The organism is Brevundimonas albigilva (genome assembly GCF_023573565.1).
In the GTDB taxonomy this organism is placed as follows: Bacteria; Pseudomonadota; Alphaproteobacteria; order Caulobacterales; family Caulobacteraceae; genus Brevundimonas; species Brevundimonas albigilva.
Genome location: NZ_CP097649.1, coordinates 2,414,324 through 2,425,884 on the forward strand (window position 1 = coordinate 2,414,324; position 11,561 = coordinate 2,425,884).

Annotated in this window: 10 protein-coding genes and 1 tRNA gene; 6 read left to right on the forward strand and 5 right to left on the reverse strand. The window is 71.2% G+C overall.

Annotated features, from left to right (window positions below):
* The first annotated feature begins 64 nt into the window (after window positions 1-64).
* Entirely contained in the window at window positions 65-2,008 is a 1,944-nt protein-coding gene (locus tag M8231_RS12025) for a hybrid sensor histidine kinase/response regulator (RefSeq protein ID WP_250201542.1), read from the forward strand.
* On the opposite strand, the gene M8231_RS12030 is transcribed toward M8231_RS12025, so the two are convergent.
* Together M8231_RS12030 and M8231_RS12035 are read right to left on the reverse strand one after the other, a co-directional pair.
* On the reverse strand, window positions 1,993-2,415 hold the full coding sequence (locus M8231_RS12030; RefSeq protein WP_249749738.1) for a very short patch repair endonuclease: 423 nt from the start codon (window positions 2,413-2,415) through the stop codon (window positions 1,993-1,995). The two genes, M8231_RS12025 and M8231_RS12030, sit on opposite strands and share 16 nt — an antisense overlap.
* Before the next feature lie 54 nt (window positions 2,416-2,469).
* A complete protein-coding gene (locus M8231_RS12035; protein WP_250201543.1) occupies window positions 2,470-2,955 on the reverse strand; it encodes a peroxiredoxin in 486 nt (161 codons plus the stop codon).
* 122 nt (window positions 2,956-3,077) lie between these two features.
* Between M8231_RS12035 and M8231_RS12040 the strand changes: the two genes are divergently transcribed.
* Window positions 3,078-3,647 (forward strand): YqgE/AlgH family protein, encoded by a 570-nt coding sequence (locus M8231_RS12040; RefSeq protein WP_249749737.1) that lies wholly within the window; start codon window positions 3,078-3,080, stop codon window positions 3,645-3,647.
* A 19-nt stretch (window positions 3,648-3,666) separates the two neighbouring features.
* On the opposite strand, the gene M8231_RS12045 is transcribed toward M8231_RS12040, so the two are convergent.
* From M8231_RS12045 to M8231_RS12055, 3 genes are all read right to left on the reverse strand, one after another.
* Window positions 3,667-4,494, reverse strand: a complete 828-nt coding sequence (locus M8231_RS12045; RefSeq protein ID WP_249749736.1) for an outer membrane protein — start codon at window positions 4,492-4,494, stop codon at window positions 3,667-3,669.
* Between the two features lie 132 nt (window positions 4,495-4,626).
* Window positions 4,627-6,327: a bifunctional protein-serine/threonine kinase/phosphatase gene (locus tag M8231_RS12050; RefSeq protein WP_249749735.1), complete on the reverse strand. Its 1,701-nt coding sequence runs from the start codon at window positions 6,325-6,327 to the stop codon at window positions 4,627-4,629.
* Between the two features lie 71 nt (window positions 6,328-6,398).
* Complete coding sequence (locus M8231_RS12055) at window positions 6,399-7,160, reverse strand: SIMPL domain-containing protein (protein ID WP_249749734.1); 762 nt, start codon at window positions 7,158-7,160, stop codon at window positions 6,399-6,401.
* Between the two features lie 183 nt (window positions 7,161-7,343).
* Here M8231_RS12055 and M8231_RS12060 point away from each other — a divergent pair.
* The 4 genes from M8231_RS12060 (at window position 7,344) to kdpB (ending at window position 11,553) form a co-directional block, all read left to right on the forward strand.
* Window positions 7,344-7,419: transfer RNA gene (locus tag M8231_RS12060), tRNA-Ile, on the forward strand.
* 239 nt (window positions 7,420-7,658) lie between these two features.
* Window positions 7,659-7,745, forward strand: a complete 87-nt coding sequence (locus M8231_RS12065) for a potassium-transporting ATPase subunit F (RefSeq protein WP_250202610.1) — start codon at window positions 7,659-7,661, stop codon at window positions 7,743-7,745.
* A gap of 13 nt (window positions 7,746-7,758) precedes the next feature.
* Window positions 7,759-9,468: a potassium-transporting ATPase subunit KdpA gene (gene kdpA / locus M8231_RS12070; protein WP_249749732.1), complete on the forward strand. Its 1,710-nt coding sequence runs from the start codon at window positions 7,759-7,761 to the stop codon at window positions 9,466-9,468.
* A 36-nt stretch (window positions 9,469-9,504) separates the two neighbouring features.
* A complete protein-coding gene (gene kdpB / locus M8231_RS12075; RefSeq protein WP_430641224.1) occupies window positions 9,505-11,553 on the forward strand; it encodes a potassium-transporting ATPase subunit KdpB in 2,049 nt (682 codons plus the stop codon).
* Window positions 11,554-11,561: the final 8 nt, after the last annotated feature.

Consider the following 11,561-nt stretch of genomic DNA (forward strand, 5'->3'; position numbering starts at 1 on the left):
GGAGCGTTAGCCTCAAGCCGCCAAGATGGCTGGAAACGCGCGCCTTGCGCCAACGGGGAAACGAATGTCGGACACCACGGGCGGCGACACGGTCAGCGGCTGGGCTTTCGCCGTCCGGCAACGCCGTGGCGCGATGATGCAGCGCGTCGCCGTGGGCCTGGCCAGCAGTCTGGCGGCGACGCCCCTGGTGGGCTGGCCGATCGCCCTGACCTGGGGCGCCGCCTATATGGCCATCCAGGTCTGGGAGGCCTTCGTCTTCGGCCCCGTCAACGCCTCCCCCTCGTGTCCGATGTCGCGCGCGCGCCATGTCCTGGGCGGGGCGACCATGTTCGCCAACACCGGCCTGTACGGCGCGCTGTCGCTGCTGCTGTGGGTGTTCGGCGGACCGGCGGGCGGCGTGTCGGCGGCGATCATGCTGCCGGCGGCCATGGTCTATTCGATGGTCAACGCCCCCCGCTCGCTGACGGTGCTGGCCTGCACCGTCACGCCGCAGATCCTCTACATGACCGCCTTCCCCCTGCTGCTGATGCAGATGGGGGCTCCGCCGGCGACCGCGGTCACGGCGGCGGCGGCGGTGACCATCTTCGTCATCTACTGCCTGAGCGTCTGGCGCGGGCTGGCCGAGCGCGCGCGGCGCGAGCAGAAGGATCGGCTGCTGGCCGAAGACCACGCGGCGCGGCTGCGCAAGGCGCTGGACGAACAGGGCGCCTTCCTGGCCGCGATCGGCCATGACCTTCGCACCCCCATCGGCGCCATCCTGAGCGGGGCGGCCGAACTGCGCGGCGGCGACCTTCAGGTGCGCCAGAAGGCCGAGTTGATCACCGACGCCGGCCAGATGATGAAGTCGCTGCTGGACGACCTTCTGGACCATTCGCGCATCGAGGCGGGCCGGATGAAGGTCGAGGTCGCCGACTTCGACCTGCGCGCCCTGCTGGCCCAGACCCTGCGCCTGTGGCGCGGCGCGGTGGAGGCCAAGGGGCTGAGGCTGCGCATCGAAGGCGCGCATCGCATTCCCGCCGGCGTCCGGGGCGACGCCATGCGTCTGCGCCAGGTGCTGAACAACCTGATGTCGAACGCGGTGAAGTTCACCGCCCAGGGCGACGTGACCCTGCGGCTGAACGCCTGGAGCGAGGAGCCGTCCGGCTACGCCCTGCTGATCGAGGTGGCCGACACCGGTCCGGGCATGACGTCCGACCAGCTGGGCCGCCTGTTCAAGCCGTTCGACCAGACCGCCGACGGCGTGGGCGCCGCCCACGGCGGGTCGGGCCTGGGACTGTCGATCAGCCGCAACCTGATCGAGCTGATGGGCGGCCGGCTGACCGCGCGAAGCGCGCCCGGCCAGGGCGCCCGCTTCACCGTCTCCCTGTTCCTGCCGCGCGCCGACGCCGTGGCGACGGCGACGGCGCCGACCCTGGACGACAGCCGGCTGGCGGTGGCGCGCGTCCTGGCCGAACGCCGCGCGCCCGAGGCCGGGTCGGCCCGCCCTGCCCCCGTGCGGACCGCACCCATCGCCCCCGCCCCTGCCCCTGCCCCGGCGCCCGCGCGGGTCGAGCCCGAACCGCCGCTCGCGGCCCAGGCCGACGACGAGGATCGGCCGCTGCGCCTGCTGGTGGTCGACGACCACGACATCAACCGCCGCGCGGTGCAGCTGATCCTCCAGCCGCTGGGCTGCGACATCGTCGCCGCCGCGGACGGCCTGGCCGCCCTGGACCGGTGCCGCGAGACGGTGTTCGACGTCATCTTCATGGACGTGCGGATGCCCGAACTGGACGGACGCGAGACCACCCGCCGCCTGCGCGCCGAGGGCGGACCCAACGCCGCGACGCCCGTGGTCGCCGTCACCGCCGACACCGCCCCCGAGGACATCGCCGCCTGCCAGGCCGCGGGCATGGCCTATTTCGTGCCCAAGCCGCTGACGCCGCCCGCCCTGCTGGGCGCGCTGCAGCACGTGCTGGAGGAAACGCAGGGCGGCGAGGCTCAGGCCGACGGGGATCAGGCCGCGGCCTGATCCCGAACCCGCGCCACCAGCCGTTCGGCGAAGTCGGGCGCGCGCATCTCGCATTCCCAGACGATCAGGACGCGCCAGCCCGCCGCCTCGAGTTCGGCGACGGCGCGATCGTCGCGGGCGCGGTTGCGCGCGATCTTGGCCAGCCAGTAGTCGGCGTTGGCTTTCGGCTTTCGCGCGCCGCGCGGGCAGTCGTGGCCGTGCCAGAAGCAGCCGTGGACGAACACGGCCGTGCGCCGCCCCTTCATCACCACGTCGGGCCGGCCGGGCAGCCCCTGGCCGCCCAGCCGATAACCGATCCCGGCCGCGCGCAGCATCCGGCGCACCGCCCGCTCCGGCCCGGTGTCGCGGCCTTTCACGCGCCGCATGACGGCGCTGCGCTTCTCCGGGCTGAAGACGTCGGTGGTCATGGTTCCCCGGTCCAGGCTACCGCTGCGCTGCTTGAGCCTGGACCGACGAAGAGATCAGAGCTGGGCGATCAGGTGCTCGGCCGAGGACACCTTGAACTCGCCGCCCTGCTCGATGTTCAGCTGGGTCACGGTCCCGTCCTTGACCAGCATGGAATAGCGCTGCGAGCGCTCGCCCAGGCCGAAGCCCGAGCCGTCCAGCACCAGGCCCAGGGCGCGCGTCAGCTCGCCGTTGCCGTCGGCCAGCATGACGATGGAATCGTCGTCGATCCCCTGGCTGTCGGCCCAGGCCTTCATCACGAAGGCGTCGTTGACCGAGATGCAGGCGACCGTGTCCACGCCCTTGTCGCGGATGTCCTGCAGATGGTCCTTGAAGCCCGGCAGGTGGCGCGCCGAACAGGTCGGGGTGAAGGCGCCGGGCACGGCGAACAGGGCCACGGTCTTGCCGTTGAAGATCTCGGCGGTGGAGACGGGCTTGGGGCCGTCGGCGGTCGCCTGGGCCAGGGTCGCGGCGGGAATGCGATCGCCGATCTGGATGGTCATGGAAGGTCTCCGCAGGGGATGGGGGGAAAGGGAACAGCGTGCGCGACACATAGACACGCCGGCCGCGACCGCAAGCGCCGATGCGCCTTGCGCCGGCCCGTTTCGCACCCGATGATAAGACCATGACCGACGCCTCCTCCCTGACGGGCCGTCTCCTGGTCGCCATGCCCGGCATCGGCGACGCCCGGTTCGAACACGCGGTGATCCTGATCTGCGCCCACGGCGCGGACCATGCGATGGGTCTGCGCCTGGATCGTCCCGCGCCGGGCGTCGACCTGAAGACGGTCCTGGACAAGCTGGACCAGCCGGCGCCCGACCAGGCGGCCGGGCGCGTCGTGCTGATGGGCGGGCCGGTCGAGCGCGAGCGCGGCTTCGTCCTGCACACCGACGACTGGATGGTCGGCGACGACAGCCTGCCGTTCGGCGACGGCCTGGCCATGACCGGCACGCGCGAGGCGCTGGCGGCCATGACCGACGCCGTGTCCGGCCCGCGCCGCTCGACCCTGCTGCTGGGCTACGCCGGCTGGGGCGAGGGCCAGTTGGAGGAAGAGCTGGCCGAAAACGTCTGGCTGACGGTCGACGCCGACATGGACCTGATCTTCGACGGCGAGCACGACACGAAATGGAACCGCGCCCTGGCCCGGATGGGCGTGGACGCGGCCATGCTGTCCAGCCAGGGCGGCCGGGCCTGACGGCCCGACCGAACAAGGCTCAGAACCGATAGCTCATGCCGATGCGCACATGATGCGCGCCGAACTTGTCGTTCGAGCGGATCATGTCCGTGCCGGTCGTGTTCGGCGGCAGGATGAAGGGATTGCTGGCCGGCGCCGAGCCGGGACCGACCCGCACCACCGGGCTGTCCACGTCCAGCGAGGTGTAGAGGTATTCGCCGGTCACCGTCAGGCCGCGCCCCAGGGCGTATTCCACCCCGCCGCCGGCCTGCCAGCCGTCGCCGTCGTCCGAATCCTGGGTCGTGTTGAAGCTGTTGGCGCGATTGCTGGTGGTGAAGGCGTTGTCGAACGTGCCGTAGGCGTAGCCGCCCGTGCCGTAGATCAGGGCCGGCCCCATGGCGTAGCCGATCCGCGCCCGCACCGCCGCCAGGCTGTCCAGTTCGCGCTCGAAGGTGTAGTAGGCCGGGGTGGTCGAGAAGCCGGTCACCCGGTCCTCCATGTCCGTCACGCTGTATTCGGCTAGGCCGCCGACGACGAAGGCGCCGAACTGCCAGTCGTAGCCGACCCGCACCCCCGCTTCCGGGGCCCCCTTGTCGCTGTCGCATCCGTCCGCCGCCACCGAACTGTTGGCGGCGCCGTCGCAGAAACCGGGGCTGAAGGCGTCGGCGCCGGCGGCCGTGGCGACGGTCTCGCCATAGACGCCGTCAAGGTTGCGGTCGAACCCCAGACGTTCGTCCTCGTCGTCGTTGGCCTGGCCGTAGCCGCCGAAGATTCCGATGTAGGGGCCGGTCCAGTCCGGGGTCGACTGGGCCAGGGCGGGAGAGGCGACGAGCGCCAGCGCCAGGGCGCATGAGGCTGTCTTGATCATGGCGAGGTCCTTCTTGCCGCGCGGACAGGCGGCCCGCATCCGCCACAAGGCGCGTCCGAACCGGCGCGTTCCCCCATGCCCCCGCCGCTAAACGCCGCAGCATCCAATCGTCCGTTCGCTGCGTAGGGTCGCCTATCGCGTGGCCAGCGAGACCAGCAGCGCAAGGACCAGCAGCAGGCACACGCCCTGCCAGAAGCGCACCGGGTCGCGTTCGATCAGCGACAACGGCCGGGGCGGCGGGGCGGCGACGGCGCTGCCGGTTTCCAGGACATGGACCAGCTCCTCCACATCCTCGAAGCGGTCGCCGGGGTCCAGGGAGACGGCCCGCATGATGGCCGCCTCCAGCCAGGCGGGCATGTCCGGGCGATGGCGGCCGGCGGGCGTCGGCGTGCGGTCGAAGCGCGGCGCGTCCTCGGGATCGACCGCGCCCCACGGATAGGTCCGGGTGAACAGGCGGTACAGGGTGACGCCCAGGGCGAACTGGTCGGTGGCGGGCGATCCGGCCTCGCCGCGATACATCTCGGGCGCCTTGTAGCCGTTGGTGCCCGGCGCCTCGGCCTCGGCGAACTCCTCGGCCTGGCGCAGGCGCGCGACCCCCAGGTCCACCAGCTTGAGCCCGCCGTTCGCCTCCAGGATCACATTGTCCGGCTTGATGTCGCGGTGGATCACCCCCGCGCGGTGCAGGGCCGCCACGGCGCGGGCCAGGCGCAGCGCCGTCTCCACCCCCTCGGCGATCTCGGGCGGGCCGTCGTCGGCCAGGCGCGCGTGCAGGGTGCGGCCGGCGTAGAAGGGCTGGGCGATGTAGAGGCGGCTCTGGCGGCCGGCTTCCAGCGTCAGCACCTTGCCCACGAACGGGCTGTCGATGCGGCGGCCGATGAAGGCCTCGCGCAGGAACGCCAGTCGCGCGCCGCGCGCCGAGACCACGGCGGTCTTGGGGAACTTCAGCACCACCTGCCCCAGGTCGCCGGCGGCGTCGCGCGCCAGGAACAGGCGGGTGTAGCGGCCGTCCGCGATCAGCCGCTGCAGCGCGAAACCGTCCACGGTCGCCCCGGCGTCGGGGGGCGGCTGGACCTGCAGGCCCTCGGCCTCGGCGGTGATCGCCTCCCAGTCCGGCGCCCCGGTCCGGATCACGTCGATGACGATGACCGTGGCGTTGTCGCGCGCCCCGACCGCCTCGACCTCGGCCAGCACCGCCTTGGCGTCCGCGTCGGGCGAGGCGCGGCGGCCCAGCAGCCGCGCCAGGGCCGCCTCGTCCAGCACGCCGTGCACCCCGTCGGTGGTCAGCATCAGCCGGTCGTGGGGCGCCAGGCCGACGTGGCGCACGTCCAGCTTGACGTCCGCCTCGATGCCCACGGCGCGATAGAGCACGTGGTTCAGCCCCTCGACCGCGCGGGTGTGATCCTCGGTCAGCCGCGTCAGCACGCCGTCGCGGAAATGCCAGGCGCGGCTGTCGCCGACGTGCAGGGCCGTCGCCTCGCGCCCCCTCAGCACCAGGGCGGTGAAGGTGGTGGCCGCCGCCGTCATGGCCGGATCGGACCGCCCCTTGGCGTGGAGCCAGCGGTTGAAGCCGCGCAGGGCCTTGATTCCGTTGGCGGCGATGCCGTTCAGCGGATTCTGGTCCAGATAGCCGTCGATGAAGCTGCGGGTCGCCAGCTCTGCCGCCGTGCGGCCGGCCTTGGAACCGGACACGCCGTCGGCGACGACGGCCACGACGCCGTGCTCGCGCCGTTCGACGGGCGAGCCCAGATGCACCCCGCCGAAATCCTGATTGTCCGCCTTCGGCCCCTGCAGGGTGGCGAAGCCGGCGGCGATCTCCAGTCTGGCGTCGGTCAACCGCCCAATCCCCCCGTCGCGCCCCGCAGCCAGCGGAGCAACGACGGGGGCCGGCGTCAAGCGCTCAAACCTCAGCGCGCGATGTCATAGACGCCCGTGATGTCGATCCGCACCGACAGTTCGCCGCCCGAGACCGGGCTGGAATCCGCCGCCTGCAGCGACGCGGCGCGGGCGTACATCGGCATCGGCGGCGGGGGCGCATAGCCGCCGCCCTCGCTCAGGCTGCGCACGCCGCCCAGCTGGACGCCCAGGGCCTGGGCGTAGAGGGCGGCCTTTTCCTGCAGGGCGCGCACGGCCAGGCGCCGCGCCTCGTTCTCGGCCGTGGTCGGGTCCTTCAGGCCGAAGCCGATGCCGTCGATCTGGTTGACGCCGGCGGCGACCACCGCGTCGGCCGTCGCACCGACCTTGGACAGGTCCTCGATCCGCACCGTCACCCGGTTGACGGCCTGATAGCCGCGCAGCTTGGGCGGCTGGTTCTCTTGATAATCGTACTGGGCCGACAGGTTCAGGCCCGACGTCTGGACGTGGCGCTCGGCGATCCCGGCGCGGCGCAGGGCGGCCATGACCTGGTTCATCCGCTCGGCGTTGGCGCGCATGGCGGCCTCGGCGGCGGGCGCCTCGGTCTGGACGCCGAAGGTGATGGTGGCCATGTCGGGCGCGGTCTTGACCTCGCCGAAGGCCGACAGGTTCAGGGAGGGCGCGGGCTGCATGGGGGTCATCGCTTGGGGGGTCTGGGCCATGGCGGGCGGCGCGCCGGCGGCCAGGGCCACGGCGACCACGGCCGCGCCCGCCAGGGCGGCCGGCTTGATCAGGGCGTTCAGGGTGCGGGTCATGAAGGTCTCCGTGAGGTCGATCCGGCCGGCCTGGCGCCGTCCACGGGCGCACCTTGGCCGTTTGCGCCTGAATGAACGCCCGACGCGCCCTGTCAGGTTCCGTTCATCGACCGATTCCCCCGAAACCGCCCCGCCCCTTGGCGTGACCGCCCGCCCCTGCTAGGCCGAACCTCCTCGTCTCGGGGGCCTGTAGCTCAATGGTTAGAGCCGACCGCTCATAACGGTCTGGTTGGGGGTTCGAGTCCCTCCGGGCCTACCAGAGACGACAAGGCCCGAAGCCCCGATCGAGCCGAGGTGCAGCCGGGCGATCCGCCGGCTTATGTTTTCCTTATGCGCGCGGGCCGAACTCGAATGGCGCCCTTACGTCGGTCGGTGAGCATCTGACGTCTCCAACAAGTCGGAGGCGATCGGCATGGCCGATGTGATGTTTCTGGCGATCGGCGGCGGCGCGTTTCTCGCGTTCGCCGCGCTCGCCGTTCTGCTGAAGCGGGTGTGACGATGATCGTCAGCATCCTGTGGGGCGCCGGCGCGGTCGTCGTCGCCATCTATATGGTCGCGGCGCTGCTGCGGCCCGAGCGGTTCTGAGGGAGCCGCGTCCATGACCATTCAAGGCTGGGGCGAGATCGCCCTGACGCTGGGCCTGTCCGTGCTGATCGGATGGCCGCTGGGAATCTATCTGTCGCGCGTCTGGAACGGCGAGCGCACCTGGCTCGACCCGGTGCTGCGTCCGGTCGAGGGCGTCTTCTACAAGGCGTCCGGCGTCGACCCGACGCGCAGCCAGGGTTGGCTGGGCTACGCCGGCGCCCTGCTGGCGTTCAACCTCGTCGGCTTCCTGGCCCTCTATGCGCTGCTGCGCCTGCAAGGCGGCCTGCCGTTGAACCCGCAGGGGTTCGGGGGCCTGTCTCCGCATCTGGCGTTCAACACCGCCGTCAGCTTCGTCACCAACACCAACTGGCAGAGCTATGGCGGGGAGACGACGATGTCGACCCTGACCCAGATGGCCGGCTTGACGGTGCAGAACTTCCTGTCCGCCGCCACGGGCGCGGCCATCGCGGCCGCCCTGGCGCGGGCGTTTGTCGCCAATCGCGGCGAGGGCGTCGGCAACTTCTGGGCCGACATGACCCGGACGACGCTGTACCTCCTGTTGCCGGCCTCGCTGATCCTGGCGCTGGTGCTGGCGGGGCTGGGCGTGGTGCAGAGCCTGTCCGCCTCGGTCGCCGCCATGGGCATGGAGGGCGGACAGCAGACCCTGTCGCTGTTCCCGACCGCCTCGCAACTGGCGATCAAGCAGTTGGGCGTCAACGGCGGCGGGATCTTCAACGTCAACTCCGCCCACCCGTTCGAGAACCCCTCGGCCCTGACCAATCTGATCACCGCCATTTCCATCAATGTGCTCGGCTGGGCGGCCTTCTTCGCCTTCGGCCGCAGCGTGCTTGCGAAGAAGGACGTGCGCGCGCTCGTCGTCGCCGCCTTCGTGCTGTTGGCCGCATGCGCCGCCGGCCTCTACGCCGCCGAGAGCCAGCCCGCGCCGGCCCTGGTCGCCGCCGGGATCCAGCAGCCGGTCAATATGGAGGGCAAGGAGGTCCGCTTCGGCGTGCCGTCGTCCGTCGCATGGGCGGTTCAGACGACCGGCGCGTCCAACGGCTCGGTCAACTCCATGCACGCCAGCTATATGCCGCTGTCGGGCGGCCTGCAGATGTTCCTGATGCAGCTGGGCGAGATCCTGCCTGGCGGCATAGGCTCTGGCCTCGCGATCATGGTCGTCATGGCCATGCTGGCGGTGTTCGTGGCCGGGCTGATGGTCGGGCGGACGCCGGAATACCTGGGCAAGAAGATCGAGGCGCGCGAAATCCAGTTCGCCATGGTGGCCGTTCTGGTCCTGCCGCTGGCCATCCTGGGCTTCGGCGCGGTGGCGGCGGTGTTCCCGACGGCGCTGGCCGGACTGTTGAACCCCGGTCCGCACGGCCTGTCCGAGATTCTCTACGCCTACACCTCGGCGGCGGCGAACAACGGCTCGGCCTTCGCGGGCCTGACCGCCAATGCGCCCTGGTGGAACACGACGCTCGGCCTCGGCATGCTGCTCGGCCGGTTCGCGCCCGCCGTCGCGGTGCTGGCCATCGCCGGCTCGCTCGTCGCCAAGCCGAAGCTGGCGCCGTCCGCCGGCACCCTGCCGACCCACGGGCCGCTGTTCGTCGGCCTGCTGATCGGCGTCATCCTCATCCTGGGCGGGCTGCAGTTCTTCCCCGCCCTGGCCCTGGGTCCGATCGTCGAGCATTTCCAGATGCTCGCCGGTCCGGCCGGGGTCTGAACCGGACATCGCGTCATGACATTCGCAAACCCCGACATGCCGGGCGAAAAGCCCCGCCAGACGTCGCTCGCCGGCGGCCTGACGGGCGCCATGATCGGCCGCGCCCTGGGCGAGGCCTTCGTCAAGCTGAACCCCGCGCACCTGCTGCGTAATCCGGTGATCTTCGTCACCTGGGTCACGGCCCTGCTGGCCTCGATCTCGGCGGTCGCCGCCGTGGCGGGCGGCCAGCCGGCCGGTTTCGCCATTCAATTGGCGCTGTGGCTGTGGGCCACCGTCCTGTTCGCCAACGTCGCCGAAAGCGTCGCCGAAGGGCGGGGCAAGGCGGCGGCGGACAGCCTGCGCGCCACCCGCGTGACGACCAAGGCCAAGCTGATCGTCGATCCCCAAACCGGCACGGTCGTCCCGACGCCCGCGCACGAACTGCAGGTCGGTTCGATCATCCTCGTCGAAGCCGGCGACGTCATCGCCTCGGACGGCGAGATCGTCGAGGGCGTGGCCTCGGTCAACGAAGCGGCCATCACCGGCGAGAGCGCGCCCGTGATCCGCGAGGCCGGCGGCGACCGCTCGGCCGTGACCGGCGGCACCACGGTGGTGTCCGACTGGATCAAGGTCCGCATCACCTCCGCGCCCGGCGCGACCTTCCTCGACCGGATGATCGCCATGGTCGAGGGCGCGAACCGCCGCAAGACGCCGAACGAACTGGCCCTGTCGGTCCTGCTGGCCGGCCTGACGCTGGTCTTCCTGATCGCGGTCGTGACGCTGCTGGGCCTGGGCGCCTATTCCGGGGTCGAACTGGACCCCATCGTGCTGGGCGCCCTGTTCATCACCCTGATCCCGACGACCATCGGCGGCCTGCTCAGCGCGGTCGGCATCGCGGGCATGGACCGGCTGCTGAAGGTCAACGTCCTGGCCACCTCGGGCCGGGCGGTCGAGGCCTCGGGCGACGTGGACACCCTGCTGCTGGACAAGACCGGCACCATCACCTTCGGCAACCGCATGGCGACCGAGGTCATCCCGGTTCCCGGCGTCCGGCCCGAAACGGCCCTGCGCGCCGCCGTCATGGGCTCGCTGGCCGACGAGACGCCGGAAGGCCGCTCGATCATCGAACTGGGCCGCAACGCCGGGCTGTCGCCGGTCCTGCCCGACGGCGCCAAGGCCATTCCGTTCTCCGCCGTCACGCGCCAGTCGGGCGTGGATGCGGACGGCCAGAGCTGGCGCAAGGGCGCCGTCGATGCGGTGCTGAAGGCGCTGGATCTGTCCGAAGGGCAGGCTCCGGCGGAGTTCCGTCAGGCCGTCGACCGCATCGCCCGTTCAGGGGGCACGCCGCTGGCGGTCACCGAGAACGGCGCCCTGGTCGGGGTCATCCACCTGAAGGATGTCGTCAAGCCGGGCGTGAAGGAGCGGTTCGCCGACCTGCGCCGGATGGGGCTGCGCACCGTCATGATCACCGGCGACAACCCGGTCACGGCCGCCGCCATCGCCTCGGAGGCCGGGGTGGACGACTACCTGGCCGAAGCGACGCCCGAGGACAAGCTGCGGCTGATCCGCGAGGAACAGGCCAAGGGTCGGCTGGTCGCCATGTGCGGCGACGGCGCCAACGATGCGCCCGCCCTGGCCCAGGCCGACGTCGGCGTGGCCATGCAGACCGGCGCCCAGGCCGCGCGCGAGGCCGGCAACATGGTCGACCTCGACTCAGACCCCACCAAGGTCATCGAGATCGTCGAGGTCGGCAAACAGCTGCTGATCACGCGCGGCGCCCTGACCACCTTCTCCATCGCCAACGACGTGGCCAAGTATTTCGCCATCATTCCGGCGATGTTCGTGGTCGGCCTGCCGGCGCTTGGCGCGCTGAACGTCATGGGGCTGCACAGCCCCGAAAGCGCCATCCTGTCGGCGGTGATCTTCAACGCCCTGGTCATCGTGGCCCTGATTCCGCTGGCCCTGCGCGGGGTCAAGTACCGCGCCGTGGGGGCGGGAAAGCTGCTGGGCCGCAACCTGCTGATCTACGGCCTGGGGGGCCTGATCGCCCCCTTCGTCGGCATCAAGCTGATCGATCTGGTCGTCTCCGGGCTGGGCCTGGCGTGACCGACATC

Bases quoted from the DNA above. Each gene is read 5' to 3' on its own strand.
- M8231_RS12055 (WP_249749734.1), bottom strand. From the start codon at position 7,160: ATGACCCGCACCCTGAACGCCCTGATCAAGCCGGCCGCCCTGGCGGGC.
- M8231_RS12045 (WP_249749736.1), bottom strand. From the start codon at position 4,494: ATGATCAAGACAGCCTCATGCGCCCTGGCGCTGGCGCTCGTCGCCTCT.
- M8231_RS12025 (WP_250201542.1), top strand. From the start codon at position 65: ATGTCGGACACCACGGGCGGCGACACGGTCAGCGGCTGGGCTTTCGCC.
- kdpA (WP_249749732.1), top strand. From the start codon at position 7,759: ATGACCATTCAAGGCTGGGGCGAGATCGCCCTGACGCTGGGCCTGTCC.
- M8231_RS12040 (WP_249749737.1), top strand. From the start codon at position 3,078: ATGACCGACGCCTCCTCCCTGACGGGCCGTCTCCTGGTCGCCATGCCC.
- M8231_RS12030 (WP_249749738.1), bottom strand. From the start codon at position 2,415: ATGACCACCGACGTCTTCAGCCCGGAGAAGCGCAGCGCCGTCATGCGG.
- kdpB (WP_430641224.1), top strand. From the start codon at position 9,505: ATGCCGGGCGAAAAGCCCCGCCAGACGTCGCTCGCCGGCGGCCTGACG.
- M8231_RS12065 (WP_250202610.1), top strand. From the start codon at position 7,659: ATGATCGTCAGCATCCTGTGGGGCGCCGGCGCGGTCGTCGTCGCCATC.
- M8231_RS12035 (WP_250201543.1), bottom strand. From the start codon at position 2,955: ATGACCATCCAGATCGGCGATCGCATTCCCGCCGCGACCCTGGCCCAG.